This is a genomic window from Micrococcus sp. 093350064-1, assembly GCF_053627955.1.
Genome location: NZ_JBSEYU010000001.1, coordinates 53,249 through 76,203, shown reverse-complemented (window position 1 = coordinate 76,203; position 22,955 = coordinate 53,249). Strand labels below are relative to the sequence as shown.

The 22,955-nt window shown below is 73.6% G+C and carries 17 protein-coding genes; 1 reads left to right on the top strand and 16 read right to left on the bottom strand.

Translation table 11 applies throughout. The annotated features are described in order from the left end of the window. Nucleotides 1-124: 124 nt before the first annotated feature. The 11 genes from ACUW6W_RS00340 to dapA form a co-directional block, all read right to left on the bottom strand. Nucleotides 125-2,239, bottom strand: a complete 2,115-nt coding sequence (locus ACUW6W_RS00340) for a DUF6270 domain-containing protein (RefSeq protein WP_098471417.1) — start codon at nt 2,237-2,239, stop codon at nt 125-127. Beyond that, nucleotides 2,236-5,562: a glycosyltransferase family protein gene (locus ACUW6W_RS00335; protein WP_363738160.1), complete on the bottom strand. Its 3,327-nt coding sequence runs from the start codon at nt 5,560-5,562 to the stop codon at nt 2,236-2,238. Before ACUW6W_RS00335 ends, ACUW6W_RS00340 begins: the two co-directional genes overlap by 4 nt. After that, entirely contained in the window at nt 5,559-6,659 is a 1,101-nt protein-coding gene (locus tag ACUW6W_RS00330) for a hypothetical protein (RefSeq protein WP_454179608.1), read from the bottom strand. Before ACUW6W_RS00330 ends, ACUW6W_RS00335 begins: the two co-directional genes overlap by 4 nt. Nucleotides 6,660-6,781: 122 nt before the next feature. After that, on the bottom strand, nt 6,782-7,000 hold the full coding sequence (locus ACUW6W_RS00325) for a DUF3046 domain-containing protein (RefSeq protein WP_002856506.1): 219 nt from the start codon (nt 6,998-7,000) through the stop codon (nt 6,782-6,784). A 98-nt stretch (nt 7,001-7,098) separates the two neighbouring features. Further along, nucleotides 7,099-7,500 carry a helix-turn-helix domain-containing protein gene (locus ACUW6W_RS00320; RefSeq protein ID WP_036334756.1) on the bottom strand — a complete coding sequence of 134 codons (402 nt, stop codon included), beginning with the start codon at nt 7,498-7,500 and terminating at the stop codon, nt 7,099-7,101. 107 nt (nt 7,501-7,607) lie between these two features. Beyond that, nucleotides 7,608-8,885 (bottom strand): hypothetical protein, encoded by a 1,278-nt coding sequence (locus ACUW6W_RS00315; RefSeq protein ID WP_363738164.1) that lies wholly within the window; start codon nt 8,883-8,885, stop codon nt 7,608-7,610. An 80-nt stretch (nt 8,886-8,965) separates the two neighbouring features. Continuing rightward, a complete protein-coding gene (locus tag ACUW6W_RS00310) occupies nt 8,966-9,487 on the bottom strand; it encodes a CinA family protein (protein ID WP_454179607.1) in 522 nt (173 codons plus the stop codon). Between the two features lie 10 nt (nt 9,488-9,497). Beyond that, nucleotides 9,498-10,112 (bottom strand): CDP-alcohol phosphatidyltransferase family protein, encoded by a 615-nt coding sequence (locus ACUW6W_RS00305; protein WP_454179705.1) that lies wholly within the window; start codon nt 10,110-10,112, stop codon nt 9,498-9,500. Beyond that, entirely contained in the window at nt 10,109-13,288 is a 3,180-nt protein-coding gene (locus ACUW6W_RS00300; RefSeq protein WP_454179605.1) for a DNA translocase FtsK 4TM domain-containing protein, read from the bottom strand. The genes ACUW6W_RS00305 and ACUW6W_RS00300 overlap by 4 nt, the downstream gene beginning before the upstream one ends. Nucleotides 13,289-13,342: 54 nt before the next feature. Then, complete coding sequence (locus tag ACUW6W_RS00295; protein WP_049161741.1) at nt 13,343-15,028, bottom strand: ribonuclease J; 1,686 nt, start codon at nt 15,026-15,028, stop codon at nt 13,343-13,345. A 14-nt stretch (nt 15,029-15,042) separates the two neighbouring features. Further along, nucleotides 15,043-15,960, bottom strand: coding sequence for a 4-hydroxy-tetrahydrodipicolinate synthase (gene dapA, locus ACUW6W_RS00290; protein WP_144824210.1), 918 nt, complete (start codon nt 15,958-15,960; stop codon nt 15,043-15,045). A gap of 41 nt (nt 15,961-16,001) precedes the next feature. Between dapA and ACUW6W_RS00285 the strand changes: the two genes are divergently transcribed. Beyond that, nucleotides 16,002-17,273 carry a heparan-alpha-glucosaminide N-acetyltransferase domain-containing protein gene (locus ACUW6W_RS00285; RefSeq protein WP_227448628.1) on the top strand — a complete coding sequence of 424 codons (1,272 nt, stop codon included), beginning with the start codon at nt 16,002-16,004 and terminating at the stop codon, nt 17,271-17,273. A gap of 17 nt (nt 17,274-17,290) precedes the next feature. On the opposite strand, the gene ACUW6W_RS00280 is transcribed toward ACUW6W_RS00285, so the two are convergent. The 5 genes from ACUW6W_RS00280 to rpsO form a co-directional block, all read right to left on the bottom strand. Beyond that, on the bottom strand, nt 17,291-17,803 hold the full coding sequence (locus ACUW6W_RS00280) for a hypothetical protein (protein ID WP_227448629.1): 513 nt from the start codon (nt 17,801-17,803) through the stop codon (nt 17,291-17,293). Continuing rightward, entirely contained in the window at nt 17,796-18,587 is a 792-nt protein-coding gene (gene dapB / locus ACUW6W_RS00275) for a 4-hydroxy-tetrahydrodipicolinate reductase (RefSeq protein WP_065573751.1), read from the bottom strand. Before dapB ends, ACUW6W_RS00280 begins: the two co-directional genes overlap by 8 nt. Before the next feature lie 43 nt (nt 18,588-18,630). Further along, entirely contained in the window at nt 18,631-19,959 is a 1,329-nt protein-coding gene (locus ACUW6W_RS00270; RefSeq protein ID WP_390895751.1) for a M16 family metallopeptidase, read from the bottom strand. Between the two features lie 93 nt (nt 19,960-20,052). Then, nucleotides 20,053-22,314 (bottom strand): polyribonucleotide nucleotidyltransferase, encoded by a 2,262-nt coding sequence (locus ACUW6W_RS00265; RefSeq protein WP_454179604.1) that lies wholly within the window; start codon nt 22,312-22,314, stop codon nt 20,053-20,055. A gap of 296 nt (nt 22,315-22,610) precedes the next feature. Next, nucleotides 22,611-22,880 (bottom strand): 30S ribosomal protein S15, encoded by a 270-nt coding sequence (rpsO, locus tag ACUW6W_RS00260; RefSeq protein ID WP_017488396.1) that lies wholly within the window; start codon nt 22,878-22,880, stop codon nt 22,611-22,613. Between the last annotated feature and the right edge of the window lie 75 nt (nt 22,881-22,955).

Below are 22,955 nucleotides of genomic sequence, written 5' to 3'. Positions count from 1 at the left end.
CACTGCTGTGCAGGACTCTACCGCATTCTTCGAACACGTGTTCGAAGACCGGCGTGGGCCCCAGACGGTCCCGGGGCCGCAGACCGTGCCGCGGCCGGACCGCCGGCACCCGGACGCGCCGGCGTCACTGCCGGGCGCGACGGGGCCGGGCGGAGCCGCCCATACCGCCGGACGGCACCGGGTCCCCCCGACCGTCGACGTGGATCTCGTGGACCCGCCGGCCGCGTGCGTCGAACGCCTCCAGCCGCCAGTGCTCCCCCTCGTCCAGCCGGGGCAGCACCACGGGCGGACCGATGTGCTCCACCTGGTCCACGACGTCCTCGCCGAGCATCCGGGACAGGGTGCAGGCGTGCCCGTCGTCGGCCTCTCCCGGGAAGGCGGCCCAGTCCACCCGTGAGAGCCCGCCGGGCTCGGCGGTGACCAGGACGTCCGGCCCGTCCGAGTCGTCGCCCCGTTCATGCGCCAGCAGCGCGTCGATGTCCGTCGCCACGGTCGAGGCCGAGTGGCCCCGACGCATCGCGTCCACGGCCCGCGCCGTCACGTGGGCGGGCAGCGCGGCGTGCCCGGCCCCCCAAGTGGCGATCCGCACCTGGTGCTCGGCGTCCGTGGCGAACCGGCGAGGGCCGCCCGTCATGCCCGGGGTGCGGTGGACGAGGGGCAGCAGGTGCCCCTCCACGTGGTGATCGCCCGCGTTCTGGAACACCACCACGCGACGGCCCGCGTCGAGCGTGCCCACCCGGTGCCCGATCCCCTCCTCGGCCAGCCGCGCCTCCACGGCCTCGCGCTCCGAGCCGGGGTCGAGGTCCTCGCCCGGGAAGAGGGTCCGCAGGTAGTCCCGCACCGTGGGCGGATGGTAATCGAGGAGATCCGTCTGGGGGTTCCAGGCGAAGACGCTGCTGCGCCCCTCGAGCTCCTCGTTCAGCCGCAGCGCCGCGAAGCCGCCCCCGGACCCGCCCACCAGGAGCAGGTCACGGTCCAGCCCGTCCGCCAGCGCCCGCAGAGCGGCGAGCAGCGTGGCGTGGGCCTGAGAGCCGGGCGAGCCCGTGTACCACCCGAGGAGGAGGTCGTCGGCGAGCTGCATCGAGGGGTCGCTGACGGCGACCCACGGGATCCCCAGCTCGTAGGTGAGCCGACGCCCGGCGAAGAACGGCGGGGCCACGCTGTTCCGCTGACTCATCGCACCCGTGAGGAAGACGACGACGGACTCGCGCTCGCCCACACCCCCGAGGTCACCGCGGATGATGAGGTCCAGGTGGTTGCCGTCCGGCAGCGGCAGGATGTGCAGTCCCGGGCCGAAGCCGGAGGCCGCGAACTCCTCGGCCGACTCCCAGCGGACCGGGTCGACCCCGTAGTTCGCATAGTCGCTCTCCACGACGTCCCGGTGCGGTGCGGACGGCTCGGGCGCAGCGGACTCGGCGGGGGCCTGTGGCGCGGCGGGCTCTGCGTGGGCCTGCGGCGCGGCGCACTCGGCGGGCTCCGCGTCCGGGCTGACGTCGACGAGCCCGTCGACCTCCCATGGATCGCGCCCGTCCAGCACGGCGACCACCCCGGCGGCCAGCGCGGCGGCGGCCGCCGGGGCGAGGGCCAGCGGGTCGGCGGTGCCGTCGTCGGCCGGCGCGGCGTGCCTGATCGCGTCGTCCACGCGCACCACCCGGGCCGGGTCGAGGTCCTGGGCCGCCCGGTCGGCGAGCCGGTCCGCGTAGCGCGCGGCGGCGAGGATCGCGGCTTCGTGCCGGGCGGGGGTCCCGTCCGCGGTGCGGACCGCCATCCCGCCGTGATGCAGGATCAGCCGCTCTCTCAGACCCACGGCGTCCAGGGTGGAGAGGAAGGTCCGCCACCCGGCCACCCACAGCGCGAGGTGCTCCTCGTCGCCGCTGGGCACCCGGCGCCGGCCGTCCTGCGGCGGCGCCGACTCGAGGTACTCCGGCGAGACGGTCACGACGGCCCCGGACGGGAGCACGTCCAGGGCGAATCGCTCGTCGGCGACGTCGACGACGATCGCGTCGGGATCGAGCCGGACCAGGTCCGCCACGAGCATGCGGTCGACGTCGCGACGGACCAGCTCGCGCCGGAAGTCCGAGGCGACCCCGGTCAGGTCGGCGTCCTCGACGGGCGGGGTGCCCAGCCCAGCCATGGAGACCCGGGCGAGGAAGTGCCCGGCGGGCACGGAGAGCCGGGGGTCCGCGACCAGGGCGGAGCGGGTGAGGGCGCTCCCGACGACGGCGATGCGTGCGGTCATGGCCTGTGGGCCTCTCTCTCGGGATGGGGACGGACCGACGGAGCGGAGTGGTCCCCGTCGGTGCGGAACGCCAGGCGGAGTTCGGCGTCCAGCACGTGGTCCGCGCCGGACTGTCTGCGGACCCGGCGTGCCGCGGCCGCGGACATCCGCAGATACCGCGCGGGCTCTGCGCGCAGCGTCCGGACGGCGTCCGCGAGCGCGCGGTGGTCTTCGGGCGGCGCCAGGAAGGCGACCTCCTCGTCGACGAATTCGGGGATCGCGGCCACCGCCGACGTGATGGGCACCAGACCCGAGGACATCGCCTCGTCGCGGCTGACGCCCTGGGTGTCGCTGCGGCTCGGGACCAGCAGGACCCCGTGGCGCGCGTGCTCGGCCGCGATCTGCGCGTGGGTCAGGAAGCCGCGGCGCACCGTGACGTTGGGCAGATCGCGCAGCGGTGCGATCGTCTCCTCGAAGAGCGGCCCGTCCCCGAGGAAGGTGAACTCGAGCTCGTCGAACCACGGCTCGGCCGCGAGGTCGAGGACGGCCGCCACGGCCAGGTCGTTCGCGTACACCCGGGAATGGTACGGCCGGATCGAGAGGATGCGCAGACGGTCCTCGGCCGTCTTCTCCCGGTAGCGGAAGACGGTGCCGTCGACCGGGTTGTGGATGACGGAGTACCGGTGTTCGGGCAGGCGGACGCCGACGTCGTCGAAGACGGTCTCCGCGAACCAGCGGGAGACGAAGACGAAGTGGACGTCGTCGCCGGTCGTCTGGAACACCTCCCGCCACATCGCCAAGCGCGCCTCGGAGGCCGCCTGGGCCGCCTCCAGCTCCGCCGCCGTCGTGTAGTTGAAGCGCCGGCGCCACCAGGGCTGGATCTCGAACCCGTGCGTCCACACCGTGGTGGGCGGCAGCGCGGGGGCGGTCTTGAGCACCTCCCACGTCTCGGGCAGGAGGCAGTGCACCATCAGCGTGCGCACCTCCCCCGAGGCCAGCGTCGCCGCCAGGTCGGCGGGGCGGAGCATCGCCACGTCCACGTCCTCGAACTCCCGGAACCGTGGCTGGTCCCCGGCCCCGAGCACGACGACCTCGATCCGGTGGCCCCGCTGGAGGTAGCTGCGGCGCCGAGCGTGCACGAAGCCGTTGCGGTACAGGTTCCCGTACGACGGGTAGATGTTCGTGACCAGCAGGTCCGGGCTGCCGGTCAGCATGGGCACGGGCGGGGCGACGTACGGACCCCGCACGACCCGGTGGATCACGGCGCTGCCGGTCCCGCTGACGCGCAGCCCCCACCGTAGGCCCGTGGCCTCGGCCGGGACGCGCACCCGGGTGTACTGGCGCGCCGGGATCATCGCATGGCCGATGCGCTCCCCTGCGTCGTTCAGCCAGAACGCCACGAGCATCACGTCGAGCCCCACCCCGACGTCGAGGTGGAGCTGCTCCTCGGTTCCGCGCACCGCCTCGGCCACGGGTCGGATCAGGGGGTTGATCCAGTACTGGTGCCGGCCCGTCTCCATGGTCGAGCTCACCCGTGCGCCGCCCTCCTCCCAGAGGACGCTCAGCTGGTCGAACGTCGCCATGCCCTCGAGGATGCGGCCGAGGTCCAGCACGTCCGGCTCCTCGTCCGGCTCGTCGATCTCGAGGGCGTCCGCATGGGCGCGGATCGCCGCGAGCGACAGCCCCGGGTCGAGCTCGAGCGTCGCCGCCTGCTCCCGCAACAGCGTCGGTGCGTCGGCCCCGCCTGCCACGTACTCGACGGGCCCGACGGCCAGGCCCGGCACGACGTCCTGGGCCAGCAGACGGGTGACATCGCCGGGGGCCGCCGTGACGTCGCCGCTGAGCCGCACCAGCGAACGCGCGGGCCGGAGATCCTCGCTCAGGGACCAGGCAGTGCCGGCCCGTCGGCGCTGCACGACGCCGTCGACGACGGCGATGTGCTCGTCGTGCCCGGCCGCCTCGACATCGGCCCACCGGAGGGCGAGGACCAGGTCCTCCAGGTAGTGCGGTCCGTACCAGTCGCCTGGGTCGAGCGTGCCCACGCTGGTGCAGCCCCTCGCCCGCGCGAGGGCGTCGAGGGCGTCCGGGCCGTCCACCGTCACGACGCGCGGGTCGGCGACGGACTCCCCCAGGTCGGCCTCGTCCGCGGCCACCACGGCCAGGACCCAGTCCGTCCACGACTGCGCCCGCCAGTCCGTCACGAGCGCGCGGACCGCGGACGGGTCGTGTCCGGCCGACGCGGGCAGGACCAGCAGGGGGCGCTCGACCGCCGCGGCCGGCATCGCGACCCCGGACCGGGAGGCCACGAACTCGAGCCGCTCGGCGTAGGTGTGCTCGCGCAGGACCTTGCGCAGGGCCATGGCACGCAGCCGCTCGACGCCGTTCGGCTCGGCCTCCAGGGCCTCGACACGGCGGCGCAGCTCCGGACCGGAGTCCGTGGAGATCACGAGGTCCCCGAACATCAGTCGGAGTCCGCGCGAGAAGTTGCTGACGACCAGCGTGTTCGACGCCAGCAGCTCGAACACCCGCCGAGCGAACATCGACTGGGACTGCTTCACCGAGTTGAGGTTGAGGTTGACGGTGTAGCCCTTGTAGGGCACGTCCAACAGGTCCGGGGTGAGCGCGCCGCCCACGATGAACCGGTCGTACTCCTCGGGGAACGTGTAGCCCGACGGGGGACGGCCGAGGTTGCGGTCGTAGACGTCGAACCGGCGACCCTCGGACGACAGCTCCGCGGAGAGCTCCCGCAGGTCGGCCAGCCGCTCCGGATAGCGCGCATAGTAGGCCCCGGCGAAGGCACAGCCGTCGACCCGATCGAAGACCTCGGCCGGATTGGACTCGGCGGGCTGCGCCGCGAAGGGCAGGAAGTGGACGTTGTCGTGGCCCAGTTCCCGCTTGTAGCGGGGCACACAGTCCAGGTCCGTCGTGAACACCGCGTCGAACTGGCCCGCCGTCGTCAGGAACGTGTTGAAGTGGACCGGGTCCTCCTTGTTCCAGAAGGCCGTGGGCACGCCGCGATCGCGGCACCATTCCAGGATCCCGCGCAGCTCCGGTCCGAGTCGGTGCACGGTGTTCCACCAGGCCTGCCGGTGACCCCGCCACGCGGACTCCACGAACAGCAGGTCCGGGCGGGCCGCCGTGAGCTCCGCACGCCAGAACTCCATGGACAGTGGGACGAGGTCGGCCTCGCTCTCGAAGGCGGTGTGCGAGAACTCGTCCAGGATGCACGCGACCACCAGACGGCCCGCGCGCCCGGCTCGACGCCGGACCGGCACGGAGGGGCCGGGGCGACGGCGCGCCGTCATCTCCTCGGGCACGACGGGCTCGGGGGCGGAGCGGCTCATGCGTCGTCCTTCCGGTTCTCACGGATGATCGAGACCAGACGCGGAAGGGCGCGCCGAGCCCCCTGCAGGGTTCGGGCCTCGCCGAGGACGCGGCCGACGCGGTAGGTGCGGGAGGAGCGCACCCGGCGCAGCGCCGACCGGGCCTCCAGGGCCGTGGCGGCCACCCGTTCCTTCTCCTCGGCCACGCGGCCGAGCGCCTCTTCCACCTCGCGCAGCCGCTCACCGGCGGCCTCGCGTGCGGCCCTGGCCTGCCTCTCCTCCCAGAGCCGCTGCTGGACGTCTTCGACGAAGCCGCGCAGCACCCGGAAGTCCTCCCGGTCCCGCCGGGCCCGCGCTTCGAGTTCCTCGACGCGACGCCGGGCGGCGGCCAGCTCGGCGCGCATCACCACGACGTCATCCCGTGCCCCGGCTTCGATCTCCGAGATCCCGGTGCCGTGGACCCCGACGACGCCGGCGGTGTCGGCGCCCTCACCCTCGCACCGGAGCTGCCCACGCAGGGCCTCGACGGTCCGGCGCTCGGCATACAGCCGCCGCAGTGCCGCGTCGACGCCCGGATCGTCGACCGGGCCGACGCCCGGGGCGGCCGGGGCGAACAGCAGCGTCGGGGAGCAGTCCTGCACGTCCTGCACCCGATAGCCGAGCGGCCCGAGCACGGCGGCGACGGCCCGGTACGCCCGCTCGTCGGGGCAGTCGATCCACACGAGCGGCCTGCCGCGGCGCAGCGTGTCCCTCGCGCCCTCGAGCACTTCGGGCCCGAGCCCGTCGACGTCGATCGCGAGCATGCGCACCACACGTCGGCCGACGAGACCGTCCACGGTACGCCCCGGCACGTCGCGCGCCGGCTGATCCGGGAGCGCGCCGATCGCGCAGGTGTGCACCTCGACCCGGTCGTGGAGGTCGCGTCGGAGCGCAGACTGCTCGACGTCGGCGGCCCGTCGCGGATCCGGCGTCACGGCCAGGACGTGCGCCCCGGCGGCGCAGGCCAGATGGAGTGCATGGTCGCTCAGGTCGGCGCCCACCGCCACGACGAGGTCCCCAGGGACGAGGGCCGCGGCCATCCGTGCCGTACGCTCCGGGGGGTCCTGCGCTGACGTCACCACGGCTCCTGTCTGCTGCCTCGGGGTACGGGGGAACGGACCGGAATGGGGCGGGGGCACCCGTCACGACCGCTCGACCACCCTAACCGAGGGAGGTCTCGGGTGCCGGGGACGTCGCGGCGTCAGCGTTTCGGCGGCACGTCCCGACCGAGACGCCGCTCCTGCGGGATCTCATGCAGGTCGCAGACCGCCAGCCACACCCGCCGCGGGTCCACACCGGCGGCGAGCGCCGCCGTCGCGGTGGTGTCCAGACCGGGCAGGTGCAGGGAGTCGGCCACGAGGCCGGCCCGGGCGGGGCCGAACTCCTCGTCCATCAGCCGGCGGAACTCGCTCTCGCGCACGGACGGTCCTCTCTGTGGTCGGTCGCGGGGTCAGGGACGGGGACGCAGACGGCGCGGGCGCCCCGAGACGGGGCGCCCGCGCCGTGGGAGTGGCGGAGTCAGCGGCCGGCCAGCGAGCCCAGGCTCGGGTCCGTCAGGTCGTCCGGCAGGGTGTCCGGGACGACCATGCCCTCCTGCTCCACCAGCCGGTCCGAGACCTCCCGCAGCAGGTAGGACAGCGGGATGTCCAGCGCCTGGCAGATCGAGGCCAGCAGTTCGGAGGAGGCCTCCTTCTGGCCGCGCTCCACCTCCGACAGGTAGCCGAGCGAGACACGGGCATCGTGCGAGACCTCGCGCAGGGTGCGGCCCTGGAGCTGCCGGACGTCGCGCAGGACGTCGCCGATCTCGTGGCGGAGGAGGGGCATGCTGCGCTCCTTGATGTCGGGGGTGGCCGCGCGGGGACGGGGCTGGTCATCGACCCAGCGCGTGATTCCGTGGGAATGGACGGGATGTCGCATCATGTCTATCGCCTACTCCTGGACTTTTCCTGAAGGGCGCCGGGCCGCGGGCCTGATCCCGCGAGGCACTCTTCTTGACTCGTTACATTCAACGTCGGGCGGGGTCGCGTTCATTCCCGAGACATGGTCTCCCCCGCCGTCGGGCCCTCCCCGGCCCCGGCGTGCCGCTCCGCGCGCCGATGCCGTTCCCGCAGGGAGTACGTGGCGTTCCGGATGCGGTGGGAGTCGTCCAGGCTCGAGCCGACGGCCCCGGCCATCGTGCCCATGGACGCCGCCAGCCACACGAGCCGGACGTAGTCGACCACACCGCTGGGCTGGTCGAGCTCCTCCTCCAGGTACTCCACGGGGATGATCATGAGCGCGACCAGCAGCAGCGTCACGAAGAGCAGCACGTAGACCACGGTGCAGGCCAGGCCCACGGTGAGCACGGTGGAGAGGTTGTCCAGCCGCGAGCTGTGCCGGTGGGCCACACCGTGCGTCCACAGACCGTTCGTGGTGACCAGCCACGCCACCAGCAGCACCACGGACAGCACGCTGACCGCCGCGAGCCGCCCCGGGGACATCACGCTGGAGAGCACCCAGATGGAGCCGAAGAACACGCCGTAGGCACCGGCCGCGCTGGCCGACGCGATCGTGAACGTCATGTCCCGCGGCATGAGCAGCGGCCGGTTGGCCATCACCATCCCGGCCAGCAGACGCAGCGTGCCCGTCCAGCCCTTCACGTACACCGTGGACGTGCGCCGGGACCCGCCGCCCATCCGGGTGGTCGTGGTCACGTCCGCGTCGACGTCGACCAGCGGGGCGATGCCCCGCAGTGCGTCCGTGTCGGGCTCGGGGAGCTCGTCCGCCGGGGACCGGCCGCCGTCCTCCTCCACCTCGCCTGACTCGTCGGAGGACTGCACGTCCAGCTCCCCGTCCGGCGGGTCCACGTGGGGGGCGGTGTCGATGTGCTCGACGATCCGCAGCACCGTCTCCCGCAGCCGGCGGGCCGGGGTGATGACCCCCAGCGCCGGCACGCACACGACGCCGACCCGCAGCTGCGGCACGACGTCCGCCACCACGCCGCGCCGGTCGTCGAACCGGGGCAGGTCGACGACGGCGACCACCGTGTCCCATCCCTGCCCGTCCGCGAGGGAGCGGACCGGCTCCTCCAGGACCATGCCCCCGGTCGCACCGACCGGCAGCGACTCCTGCCGCGTCTCGACCCGCCAACCGCCGGGCTGCGGCAGGCGTTCGTCGAGCCGGTCCTGGACGTCCCCGGCGATGCGGCGCACGAGCGCCCACGGGGTGCCCGGGTCGGCCACGAGTCCGATCACGCGGGGACCCGGGGCGTCGGCGCCGTCCTGCGGTGCACGCCCGGGCGGGGTGGGAGGCGATGCGGTCTCCATCGCGCCGAACCTACGCGGCGGGGCGGGCCGCCACCAGGGACGGGGCGCCAAGGCGGGTCAGTCGGCGCCCCCGTGCCGCCTCAGTGGCCGCGGCCGGCGAGCAGGCGCGTCAGGGCCCGCAGCGCCGCGGCGACGGTGGCCTCCCGGATCGCGGCCCGGTCGCCGTCGAGCCGGAGGAGGATCGCGGTGGCCGCGCCGTCGCGCCCGCCGCCGAGCACGTCCAGCGCGTTCGCGTCCGCGTCGGGCACGGCCAGGCCGAGCCACACGGTGCCCACCGGCCGGCCCTGGTGGGGCTCGGGCCCGGCGACGCCCGTGGTGGCCACGCCGACGTCGGCGCCCAGGGCCGCGCGGGCGCCGAGGGCCATCCGTCGGGCCACGTCCGCGTCCACCGCCCCGACCCGCGTGAGCAGGTCCTCGGGCACACCCAGCAGGCCGGTCTTCACGGGGTTCTGGTAGGCCACCACGCCGCCGTGCAGCACGGCCGACGCCCCGGGGACGTCGGCCAGGCGCGCGGCCAGCAGGCCGGCGGTGAGGGACTCCCCCGTCGCCACCGTGAGGCCCGCGTGCGCGAGCGCGTGCACCACGTCCCGGGCGGCCGCCATGGTCATCGCCTCAGACCCCCCGCTGGGCGGCGAGGGCGTCCCGGCGCAGGACCCACGCGTCCTTGACGTACTCCAGGCCGGTCAGCACCGTCAGCACGGTGGCGGCCCCGATGACCACCCAGCCGGCCCAGGGCCACCAGCCGCCCACGAGCGGGACCATGGGCAGGAGCAACAGGCCGATGCCCACGGTCTGCAGCACGGTCTTGAGCTTGCCGCCGCGGCCGGCCGGCATCACGCCGTAGCGGATCACCACGAAGCGCATCAGGGTGATGCCCCATTCGCGCACCAGGATCACGATGGTCACCCACCACCACAGCTCCCCCAGCAGGGAGAACAGCACGAGGGCCGTGCCCGTGAGCAGCTTGTCCGCGATGGGGTCCGCGATCTTGCCGAAGTCGGTGATCAACCCGCGGGCGCGGGCGATGTCCCCGTCGAGCTTGTCGGTGTACATGGCCGCTGCGAACAGCGCCAGCGCGAGCCACCGGGCGACAAGCGAGTCGCCGCCCCACGGCCCGCCGACCCACAGCGCCCAGGCGAAGAAGGGCACCATCAGGATGCGCACCGAGGTCAGGATGTTCGGCAGGTTCCAGGCGGACACGCGCTGCGCCCCGCCCGCCGCGCTCATCTGCCCGTCAGCTGCCACGCGTCCTCCGATCCCTCGTCATCGTCCTCATCGTTCCAGTCCACGGCGGCCGGGCGCGAGTCCAGGTCCTCCTGCACCAGGTCGCGCGGAGCGGCCGACGCCGAGGCGCCGCCGTCGCCGGATCCGGCCGAGGCGTCGCCGCCGCCGGAGGTGGCCGAGGGCGGGGTGTCTCCGGAGATGGTGGCGAGCACGTCCGCGAGGTCGTCGGGCTTGACCAGCACGTCGCGGGCCTTGGAGCCCTCGGAGGGGCCCACGACGCCGCGGGACTCCATGAGGTCCATGAGGCGGCCGGCCTTCGCGAAGCCCACCCGCAGCTTGCGCTGCAGCATGGACGTGGAGCCGAACTGCGTGGTGACCACGAGCTCGACGGCCTGCAGGAGCAGATCCAGGTCGTCGCCGATGTCCTCGTCGATGACCTTCTCGGTCTTCTCGGGGATCACGTCCGCGCGGTACTGGACCTGCATCTGCGACTTCACGTGCTCCACGACGGCGTGGATCTCGGACTCGTTGACCCACGCACCCTGCACGCGCATGGGCTTGGACTTGCCCATCGGCAGGAACAGGGCGTCGCCCTGGCCGAGCAGCTTCTCCGCGCCGGGCTGGTCCAGGACCACGCGTGAGTCCGTGACCGACGACGTCGCGAACGCCATGCGTGAGGGCACGTTGGCCTTGATCAGGCCCGTGACCACGTCCACGGACGGCCGCTGCGTGGCGAGCACGAGGTGGATGCCGGCCGCACGGGCCAGCTGGGTGATGCGCACGATCGCGTCCTCGACGTCACGCGGGGCGACCATCATCAGGTCCGCGAGCTCATCCACGATGACCAACAGGTACGGGTACGGGCGCAGCACGCGCTTGGAGTCCGGCGGCAGCTTCACCTGGCCGGCCCGGACGGCCTTGTTGAAGTCGTCCACGTGCTTGTAGCCGAACGCCGCGAGGTCGTCGTAGCGGGTGTCCATCTCCTTGACGACCCACTGCAGCGCCTCGGCCGCCTTCTTCGGGCTCGTGATGATCGGGGTGACCAGGTGGGGCACGCCCTCGTACGCGGTGAGCTCGACGCGCTTGGGGTCAACCATCACCATGCGCACCTCGTCCGGGGTGGAGCGCATGAGGATCGAGGTGATCATCGAGTTCACGAACGAGGACTTGCCGGCGCCGGTGGCGCCCGCCACGAGCATGTGGGGCATCTTCGCCAGGTTGGCCACCACGTAGCCGCCCTCCACGTCCTTGCCGACGCCCATCACCATCGGGTGGTCGGTGCGCTGGGCGGCCTGCGAGCGCAGGACGTCGCCGAGGGCCACGACCTCCTTGTCCGTGTTGGGGATCTCGATGCCGATCGCGCGCTTGCCCGGGATGGGGCTGAGGATCCGCACGTCCGAGGAGGCCACCGCGTACGCGATGTTCTTCTCCAGCGCCGTCACCTTCTCCACCTTGGTGCCGGGGGCGACCTCGACCTCGTAGCGCGTCACCGTCGGCCCGCGGGAGAACCCGGTGACCTGGGCGTCCACCTTGAACTCGGTGAACGTGGTGGTCAGCGCGGCGACGACCCGGTCGTTGGCCTCGGAGCGCTCCTTCGGCTGGGGGCCGGCAGGGAGCAGGGCCGACTGCGGCAGCGTGTAGGACACGTCCCCGCCCAGCGGGGACTGGGTGCCGCGGGCCGGCTCGGCGGTCACCGGCGGCACCGGCGCGGGGGTGCTGGCGGGCACGGCGGAGGACGACGACGGCGTGGCGGTCCCGGAGCCCTGACCTGGGGCGTCGTCCAGGGCGAACGGGGTGTCCTCCCCCGCGTCCTCCTCCAGGGCTGCGGCGGCCGGGGCGGCGGCCTCGCGCTGGGTGCGGGCGTGTTCGCGGACCTGCTCGAGGGCACGGTCCGCGGCCGTGGGCCGGCGCACTCCGGCGGGCGGCTGCGGCTCGGCGTCCGCGTCCTCGGGCGCGTCGTCCTCGTCCACCCACGGGTCGAAGTCGTCCGAGGCGTCCTGGTCCGCGCCCCGCGGGTCACGCGCGTCTGCGGCGGCCTGCTGGGCGTCGAACACGCCCTGCCCTCCGCGAGCGGCCCGCCGCGGGGCGGGTCGGGGCAGGACCTGGGTGGTCTCGGCCTCGGGGGCGGCGTGGGAGCCGGCCTTGGCCTCGTGGATCACCGGGGAGTCGTAGGCGGTGCCGGCGGTGTGCTCCGGGGCGGCGTCGGCGGCCTGATCCTCGCGTGCCCGGCGCCCGCCGAACAGGCGCGCGAACAGGCCGGGGCGGGAGGCCCCGGCGGCGTGGGAGCCGGCGGCCGGTTCGTCCAGGTAGGACTGGTCGTGGTCCGGGTGGGTGCGCCCGGTCTCCGCGTCCACGGAGAGCGGGGTGGCGAGGTCCTCGGCCTCGCGGCGCACCTCACGGGCCCGGCGCCGCTCGTCGCGGCGGGCGGCCCGCTGCTCGGAGGCGCCCTCGGGGTCCTGGCCCGTGAGCCAGTCATAGCCTCCCGCGATCCGCTGCGGGATCGCACCGACGGGCGTCGCGGTGAGCACGAGCACGGAGAAGAAGGCCAGCAGGATCATGAGGACCCAGACGGGCACGGGTGTCAGCAGGGCGGCCAGCGGCGCCGTCGCCAGGTAGCCGACCATGCCCCCGGCACCGAGCATGTCCTCGAAGGCCTCGGCGGCCGAGGGCACACCGCCCACGAGGTGGGCGATGCCGGAGCCGGCGACGGTCGCCGTGAGCAGGCCGATGATGATGCGCCCGTTGGCGCGATGGTCCGTGGCGTGGCGGAAGCAGCGCACGGCCACGACGAGCAGGGCGATCGGCACCAGGAGGGCGAACCACCCGACGGTGCCGCCCACCACCCCGTGCACCACGCGGCCGACGGCGGTGCCGCGCAGGCCCCACCACTCCACGGCCGCGATCAGCGCGGCGAGCAGCAGCAGGAGCAGGCCGGTGCCGTCACGGCGTTCCTCGCGGTCGATGCGCACGTCCGGGCCGAGCTTGCGGAATCCGGCGCCGACCGGCGTGGCCAGCCCCATCCACAGGGTGTGCAGGGCGCGCAGGGGCGCGGCGGGCCGGTCGGCCTCGGGGACGGTCGCGGTCGACCCCTTCCGTCCGGAGCCTCGGCGTCCGGCGGAGCCGGAGCGGGACGTGGCGGAGGAGGAGGACGAACGCGTGGGGGAAGTACGGGTCGCCATGCCCACCAAACTACCGCGAACCGCGGACACGGCAGGCATGGCGACCCGGAGGGGTCAGGCCTCCAGGACCACCGGGATGATCATCGGGCGGCGGCGCAGCTTGCGGTTGACCCACGTGCCGACGGTCCGGCGGACCACCTGCTGGAGCTGGTGGGCGGTGTGGTCCTTGCTGGACTGCACGGCCTCCTCGAGCGCCCGGACGATCTTCGGCTTGATCTCCTCGAACACCTTCTCGTCCTCGGCGACGCCGCGGGCGTGGACGTCCGGGCCGGACACGATCACGCCGGTCTGCCGGTTGACCACGGTGATGATCGAGATGAAGCCCTCCTCGCCCAGGACACGGCGGTCCTTGAGGTCCGAGTCGGAGATCTCGCCCACGGAGGAGCCGTCCACGTACACGTAGCCGCACTCCACCTCGCCGACGACCTTCACGAGGCCGTCGGTCATGTCCACCACGGTGCCGTTGCCGGCCAGGATGACGTTCTCGGCCGGCACGCCGGTCTTCTCCGCGATCCGGCCGTTGGCGATCAGGTGGCGGGTCTCGCCGTGCACCGGCATCACGAACTCGGGCTCGACGATGTTGTAGCAGTACAGCAGCTCGCCCTCGGAGGCGTGGCCGGAGACGTGCACCTTGGCCATGCCCTTGTGCACCACGGTCGCGCCGAGCTTCATGAGCCCGTTGATCACGCGGAACACGGAGTTCTCGTTGCCCGGGATCAGCGAGGAGGCCAGCACGACGAGGTCGCCCTCCTCCAGCTGCACCTGGTGGTCCCCGTTGGCCATGCGGGACAGGGCCGCCATCGGCTCGCCCTGGGAGCCGGTGACCATCAGCACGATCTCGTCGTCGCGGTACTTGTCCACCTTGCGGATGTCCACGAGGATCCCGTTCGGCACGTTGAGGTAGCCGAGCTTCGCCGCGATGGTCATGTTGCGGATCATGGAGCGCCCGCCGAAGGCCACCTTGCGACCGTGCTTGTGGGCGGCGTCGAGGACCTGCTGCACGCGGTGCACGTGGGAGGAGAACGAGGCCACCACGATGCGGCGCTTCGCCGTGGCGAAGTAGCGCTCGAGGGTGGGGCCGATCTCCGCCTCCGTGGTGGTGAACCCCGGGACCTCGGCGTTCGTGGAGTCGGTCATGAACAGGTCCACGCCCTCCTCGCCGAGACGGGCGAAGGCGCGCAGGTCCGTGATGCGGCCGTCGAGCGGCAGCTGGTCCATCTTGAAGTCGCCGGTGTGCAGGATGGTGCCGGCGTCCGTGTGGATGGCGACGGCGAGCGCGTCCGGGATCGAGTGGTTCACGGCCACGAACTCGCACTCGAACGGGCCAAACTCGACGATGTCGTCTTCCTTGACCACGCGGGTGCGCGGCTTGATCCGGTGCTCCTCGAGCTTGGCCTCGATCAGGGCGAGGGTCAGCTTGGAGCCGATCACGGGGATGTCGTCGCGCAGGCGCAGCAGGTACGGGACGGCGCCGATGTGGTCCTCGTGGCCGTGGGTCAGGACGATGCCGACGACGTCGTCCACCCGGTCCCGGATGTAGTCGAAGTCCGGCAGGATCAGGTCGACGCCGGGCTGGTGCTCCTCGGGGAAGAGGACGCCGCAGTCGACGATGAGGATCTTGCCGTCGATCTCGAAGGTGACCATGTTGCGGCCGACCTCCTCGAGGCCGCCCAGCTGGACGATGCGGCAGGTGCCCCGCTTGAGCTTGGGCGGGGTGGACAGGCGGGTGCCTGCGGTCATGGAACGGGTCCCTTCTAGAAGGTGATGCCGGCCTCCGCGAGGTCGGCTCGGATGACGGAGAGCTCGTCCGGCGTGGCCTGGACGAGGGGCAGCCGCACGGCTGCGGACGGGATGACGCCCTGGGCGGCGAGGACGGCCTTCGCGGCCACCGCGCCCTGGACATGGGTCATGATGCCGCGCTGGACGGGGTCCAGCGCGAAGTGGTGATCACGGGCACCGGCCAGGTCGCCGGCGTGGACGGCGTCCACGAGCCGGCGGTACAGCTCGGGGGCCGCGTGCGCGGCCACCGAGACGACCCCCACGGCGCCGAGCGCCATGAGCGGCAGGGTCGCGCCGTCGTCGCCGGAGTAGAGGTCGAGGTCCGTGTGCGCCAGGACGGTGGTGGTGGACTGCAGGTCCCCCTTGGCGTCCTTGAGTGCACGGATGTTGGGGTGCTGCGCGAGCGCGATGATCGTCTCAGGCTCGATCGGCATCACGGAGCGGCCCGGGATGTCGTAGAGCATGATCGGTAGGTCCACGCCGTCGGCCACGGCCTCGAAGTGCGCGCGGATGCCGGCCTGGTTGGGCTTGTTGTAGTACGGGGTGACGAGCAGCAGCCCGTCCACGCCCGTCTCGGCCGCGCGGCGGGACAGCTCGAGGGTGTGCGCCGTGTCGTTGGTGCCGGTGCCGGCCACGACCCTGGCGCGGTCCCCCACGGCCTCGACGACGGTGCGGAACATCGCCACGTTCTCGTCGTCCGTGAGCGTGGAGGTCTCGCCGGTGGTGCCGGTGACCACGAGGCCGTCGGCCCCGCGGTCCACCAGGTGCTCGGCCAGCGCGGCGGCCGCCTCGAGGTCCACGGCGCCCTCGTCCGTCATGGGGGTGACCATGGCGGGCACGACCGTGCCGAAGAGCAGCTCGGAGGGGATGACGGCGGAACGGACGGCACTCATGGGCCCCACCCTACCTGCGAGACTGGGGGCCCGCGCCGTCCGTGGCCCCTCCGCGACGCGCGGCGACTCGAGAGGAGCCCGCCCTGCGTCCCGCCCCGCCCCCCGCCGCCGTCCGCCCGGACCGGCCCGCGCGTCGTCGGCTGCCCGGCGTCGACGCGGCCCGCGGGATCGCCCTGCTCGGCATGATCACCGTCCACGTCCTCGACCCGGTGACGGCGGACGGGGCGCCCCACCCGGCGTTCCTGTGGTTCGCCGGCCGCGCCTCGGTGCTGTTCGTCCTGCTGGCCGGGGTCGGGCTGGCCCTGTCCACGGGGGGCGCGACGCCGGCCACGGGGGTCCGGCTCGCGGCGCTGCGCCGCCGGATCGCCCGCCGCGCGGGTCTGCTGTTCGTGCTCGGGCTCGCGTGCGGGACGCTCGGGGTCCCCGTGGCGGTGATCCTGTGCCACTACGCCCTGCTCTTCCTGCTCGCGCTGCCCCTCCTGGGCCTGCGCGCCCGCACCCTGGGGGTGATCGCGGGGGCGTGGCTCGTGCTCGGGCCGGTGCTGGTGTTCGCGGTGGTCGCGGCCGCGCAGGCCGCCCTGGGCCGTCAGGAGTTCTTCGTGGGCGGGCGGCTCTGGCTCTCCCCCGGCCCCGCTGACCTGCTGCGTCCCGGGCTGCTGCTGGCCGATCTGACGGTCACGGGCTACTACCCCGTCCTGTCCTGGGGCGCGTTCCTCGTGCTGGGGCTGGCCCTGGGGCGGCTGCCGCTGGACCGGCCCCGCGTGGCCGCCGGGATCCTCGGCGGCGGGGCCGCGGCGTGGGCGGCGGCCGTCGTCGTCGGCGCGGCGGTGCTGCGGGCCCCGGGCACGGTCGGGCGGGTCGCCGCGGCGATCGGCACGGACCCGGCCGAGACGGCGCTCACGCTGCGCACGGGCGAGCCGCGGCTCGCGCTGCTGATCCCGGATCCGCTGTGGCTCGCCCTGCCCACCCCGCACTCCGGGTCCGTGGTGGCCGCCGTGCTCGCGGCGGGCTGGGCGTGCGCCGTGCTGGGCGCCTGCCTGCTGGCCCGGCCGCTGGTCGGGCACGCCGCGCTGCGCCCGCTCGTGGGTGCGGGGCGCATCCCGCTCACGCTCTACGTGGGGCACCTCGTGGTGCTCGCGCTCGTGGACGCGACCGGGACCGACCCGGCCGACGGGGCGCTGCTCGCCGTCCTCGTCGTGCTGTGCCTCGCGGCCGGGCTGGCCGCCGAGCTCAGTGGCCGACGGGGTCCGCTCGAGGCCGTGATGGCCCGGTTCTCCCGGGCGGGTGGGGAACGGGCCGTCGGAGGGCGCTGAGCGACGCGTGGGCCGCGTCAGCCGGCGCGGTGCAGGCGCACGGCCTCCCGGGCCGCCTCGCGGGCGCGGCGGCGGTCGCCCGAGGCGTCGTAGGCCAGGGCGAGGCGGTAGCGGGCGCGCCAGTCGCGTGGTGCGGCCTCGGCCTCCACGCGGTACAGCTCGAACTGGGCGTCGGCGGCCTCCCGGTCGATCCGGCCGCCGGGCGAGCGCGGCAGGTCGTCCTCCGGCAGTCCGCCCTCGACCTCGAGCTGGTCGGCCAGGCGTTCGGTCTGGCGGCCGAACCACACCTCGCGGGCCAGGACGGCCACGGTCACCAGTACCACGAGGATGACGCCCACGCCGATCGCCTTGGCCAGTGGCTGCGGGGCGCGCACCAGCGCGATGGACGCGTTGAGGGCGAACCCGGCGAACAGCAGCACGAGCAGGCAGACGAAGCCGACCCACACCTTGCTCATCACGGTCGAGCGGCGGGCGGCGGGCGGGGTCGGGCCCACGGCGCCGTCGTCGGGGGTGCGGGAGGGCTCAGCCAAGGTCCAGGTATCCGTCCAGTCCGTAGGTCAGACCCGGGCGGGAGGCCACGGTCCGCAGACCGAGGACGACGCCGGGCATGTAGGCGCCGCGGTCGAATGCGTCGTGCCGGACCACGAGCTGCTCACCCGGCCCGCCCAGCAGCACCTCCTGGTGCGCCTCCAGGCCGCGCAGGCGCACCGCGTGCACGTGCACGCCGTGGACGACGGCGCCGCGCGCGCCGTCCGGGTCGTGCTCGGTGGCGTCCGGGGAGACGGGCACGCCGGCCGCGTCGCGGGCCGCGCCGATGAGCTCGGCGGTCCGCACGGCCGTGCCCGACGGGGCGTCCACCTTGTCCGGGTGGTGCAGCTCGACGAGCTCGACGGACTCGAAGTACCGCGCCGCCTGCGCGGCGAACGCCGAGGCCAGCACCGAGCCGACCGAGAAGTTCGGGGCGATCAGCACGCCCACCCCCGGGTGCTCAGCCAGCTGCGCCTCCAGGCGCGTGCGGCGCTCGGGCACCCAGCCCGACGTGCCCACGACCGTGTGCAGCCCGTGCTCCACGGCGAAGGCCACGTTCTCGGGCGAGGCGTCCGGGACGGTGAGGTCCAGGACGTGGGTGGCGCCGGCGTCGAGCACCGCGTCCAGGCGGTCCTGCGAGCCGAGCTCGGCCACGAGCTCCAGGCCCTCGGCCGCTCGCACCGCGGGCACCGCGTGGCGGCCCATGCGGCCACGGGCGCCCAGGATCGCGACGCGCGGGACGTCGTCGGGAGCGGACACGGCGGAGGGGGTGCGGGTCTCGGTCATGGCCTCCAGCCTACGCGGCCCGCCCCGGCGGCCGTGGCCGGGGTCAGGCCGGGGCGACGACGACGCGCGCCCGGTCCCCCGCGGCCAGGCGCGCGGCCACGGCCCGGACCTGGCCGGCGTCGACCTCGCGGACCCGGGCGAGGGAGGCCGCCAGGTCCACGTACTCCCCCGTGACCAGCTCGGCGCGCCCCAGCCGGGACATGCGGGCGCCCGTGGACTCCATGCCCAGCACGGTGCCGCCGCAGATCTGCCCGTGGGCGCGCGCGAGCTCCTCCTCGGTGACGTCGGCCTCGGCCATCCGGTCCAGCTCGGCCTCCATCAGCGCGGCCACCTCCTCCACCCGGTCCGGCTGGCAGCCCGCGTATAGGCCCCAGTAGCCGGCGTCGGAGTACCCGGCGGAGAACGAATAGGTGTTGTAGGCCAGGCCGCGGCGCTCGCGGATCTCCTGGAACAGCCGCGAGGACATGCCCCCGCCGAGGACGGACTGCATGACGCCCAGGGCGAAGCGGTCCGGGTCCGTGGTGGACAGCGAGCGGCCGCCGACGAGGACGTTGGCCTGCTCGACCGCCTTGGTGACGGTGTGCGTGCCGGTCCGCACCCGCGAGGCCGCGGCCCCGGCGGTGTCCACGGCACGACGCGGAGCGGGCAGGGCTCCCGGGGCGAGCTCCCAGCCCGAGGCGCGCAGGGCGGCGAGGACGAGGCGGCAGACCTCATCGTGGTCGAGGTGGCCGGCGGCGGTGACGACGAGCTCGTCCGGGCGGTACCAGTGCGTGTAGTGCCCGACCACATGGTCGCGGGTGACGGCCCGGATCGTCTCGGGCGTGCCGCCGATGGGCCGGCCGAGGGGGTGGCCGTCCAGCATGACCTCGGCGAGCTTCTCGTGGGCCACGTCCACGGGGTCGTCCGCGTCCATGGCGAGCTCCTCGAGGATCACGCCGCGCTCGGTCTCGAGCTCGTCCGGGTCGATCAGGGAGGAGGTGAGCATGTCCGTGAGCACCTCCACGGCCATCGGCAGGTCCTCGTCCAGCACGCGGGCGTGGTAGACGGTGGACTCCTTGGCCGTGCCGGCGTTGGACTCCCCGCCCACGCGGTCGAAGGCGGCCGCGATGTCCATCGCGGTGCGCGTGGGCGTGCCCTTGAAGAGCAGGTGCTCGAGGAAGTGCGTGGCGCCGTAGCCCTCGGGCGACTCGTCACGGGACCCCACGGCCACCCAGTAGCCGATGGTCACCGAGCGCTGGTCCGGCATGGCCTCGGTGAGCACGCGGACGCCGCCGGGCAGCACGGAGCGGCGCACCATGGAACCGTTGCCCTCGTCCGCCAGCACGCCGTCGAAGTCCAGGGGGATCTCACGGTGAACACTCATGACGGACATTCTCGCCCATGCACGACGACGGCGCCGCACCACTCGCGGGGAGGGTGCGGCGCCGTCGTGGTCACCGGGTCGGGCATGCCCGGCCGGGGCGGATCAGGCCTCGGTCTGCGAGGACTCGATCGCGTCCGCGGTCTCGGCCACGGCGTCGGACTCCGCCACCACCGGGGAGAGGGAGAGCTTGCCGCGGTCGTCGATCTTGGTGATCTCGACCTGGACCTTCTGGCCCACGCCGAGCACGTCCTCGACGTCGTCCACGCGCTTGCCCTCGTTGAGCTTGCGCAGCTCGGAGACGTGCAGCAGACCGTCCTTGCCCGGGGTGAGCGAGAGGAACGCGCCGAACGTGGTCAGCTTCACGACGGTGCCGAGGTACCGCTCGCCGATCTCGGGGACCTGCGGGTTGGCGATCGCGTTCACCGCGGAGCGCGCGGCCTCGGCCGAGGCGCCGTCGGTGGCGCCGATCAGCACGGTGCCGTCGTCCTCGATGGTGATGTCCGCGCCCGTGTCGTCCTGGATCTGGTTGATCATGGCGCCCTTGGGGCCGATGACCGCGCCGATCTTGTCCACCGGGATGCGCACGGAGATGATCCGCGGGGCGGTGGGGGCCATCTCGTCCGGGGCGTCGATGGCGGCGTTCAGCACGGACAGGATGTGCAGGCGCGCCTCGCGGGCCTGCGTCAGGGCGGCGGCCAGCACGGAGGCCGGGATGCCGTCCAGCTTGGTGTCCAGCTGGATCGCGGTGACGAACTCGGCGGTGCCGGCCACCTTGAAGTCCATGTCGCCGAACGCGTCCTCGGCGCCGAGGATGTCGGTCAGGGCCGCGTACTGGGTCTGGCCGTCCACCTCGGCGGAGACCAGGCCCATGGCGATGCCGGCCACGGGCGCACGCAGCGGCACGCCCGCGTTCAGCAGGGACAGGGTGGAGGCGCAGACGGAGCCCATCGACGTCGAGCCGTTGGAGCCGAGGGCCTCGGAGACCTGGCGGATCGCGTAGGGGAACTCCTCGCGGGCCGGCAGCACGGGCACGAGGGCGCGCTCGGCGAGGGCGCCGTGGCCGATCTCGCGGCGCTTCGGGGAGCCCACGCGGCCGGTCTCGCCGGTGGAGTACGGCGGGAAGTTGTAGTGGTGCATGTACCGCTTGGCCGTCTCCGGCGCCAACGAGTCGATCTGCTGCTCCATCTTGAGCATGTTCAGCGTGGTGACGCCCATGATCTGGGTCTCGCCGCGCTCGAAGATGGCGGAGCCGTGCACGCGGGGCAGGACCTCCACCTCCGCGGTCAGCTTGCGGATGTCCGTCAGGCCGCGGCCGTCGATGCGCACCTGGTCGGTGAGGATGCGGCGGCGCACGATCTGCTTGGTGAGGGAGCCGTAGGCCTTGGCGATCTCGCCCTTGCGCTCGGCGAAGTCCTTGCCCTCGCCGGCGAGCTCCTCGAGCACCTCGAGCAGGTAGGCGTCCGAGGCCGACTCGCGCTCCTGCTTGTCGCCGATGGAGAAGATCTCGGTCAGGCGGTCCGTGGCGAGCTTCTCGACGGCGGCGTAGGCGTCGTCCTGGTAGTCCTGGAACACGGGGACGTCCACCGGGTCCTTGCCGGCGCGCTTGACCAGGTCGGCCTGGGCCTCGCACAGGGCGCGGATGAAGGGCTTGGCGGCCTCGAGGCCCTCGGCCACGATCTCCTCGGTGGGCGCCTGCGCGCCGCGCTCCTTGACCAGGGTCCAGGAGTCCGGGGTCGCCTCGGCCTCGACCATCATGATGGCGACGTCGTCGCCCACCACACGGCCGGCCACGGCCATGTTGAACACGGCGCCCTCGAGCTGGGAGTGCTTCGGGAACGCGACCCACTGGCGCGTGCCGGAGCCGTCGTCCATGAGGGCCATGCGCACGCCGCCGATGGGACCGGAGAACGGCAGGCCGGACAGCTGCGTGGACAGGGAGGCGGCGTTGATGGCCACCGTGTCGTAGATCTCGTCCGGGGCGATCGAGGTGACGGTCACGACGACCTGGACCTCGTTGCGGATGCCCTTGACGAACGCCGGGCGCAGCGGGCGGTCGATCAGGCGGCAGGTGAGGATCGCGTCCGTGGACGGGCGGCCCTCGCGGCGGAAGAACGAGCCGGGGATGCGGCCCGCGGCGTACATGCGCTCCTCGACGTCCACGGTCAGCGGGAAGAAGTCGAAGCCCTCGCGGGGCGACTTGCCGACGGTGGTGGCGGACAGCATCGACGTCTCCTCGTCGATGTAGACCATGGCGGCGCCGGCGGCCTGCTGGGCGAGGCGCCCGGTCTCGAAGCGGACGGTGCGCTTGCCGTACGAGCCGTTGTCGATGACGGCCTCGGCGAAGGTGATCTCAGGACCCTCCATGAGGGCCTCCTTTCAGGTGGACGGCGCCGCAGGCGTCCCTGTCCCCCTGGTCTTCGATCGAGGCCCTCGGCATCCCGCCGTGCGGCGGGGTCCGGGAGCCACTGTCGAGGACCGCGAGCGATGGGCGCGGAGCCGTCGGGTGTGTCGATGATGCGGGGAGGCGCGCCATGGCGCGCCGGAGTGCCGCAGGCTGCGGCGATCTCTCCCCCGGGACACACTACGTGCGTCCGGGGGCAGACGAAAGGCGGCGCCGGCGCTCGCGGGTCTCCCGCGGGCTCCGGCGCCGCCTCCTCAGGTCACTTGCGCAGGCCGAGGCGCTCGATCAGCGCGCGGTAGCGCTCGATGTCGACCTTCTGCAGGTAGCCGAGCATGCGACGACGGCGACCGACCAGGGCCATCAGGCCGCGACGGGTGTGGTGGTCGTGCTTGTGCTCCTTGAGGTGCTCGGTCAGGTCCTTGATGCGGCGGGACAGGACCGCGATCTGCACCTCGGGGGAACCGGTGTCGCCCTCGTGGGTGGCGTACTCCTTGATGATCTGCTGCTTGACAGCGGGATCCAGGGCCATGGTGGGCCTCCTTCACTTCGGTACCGCGAACACGGGCCGCGCCCCGCCGGGGCGGACGACGCGGGGCCCACCCCA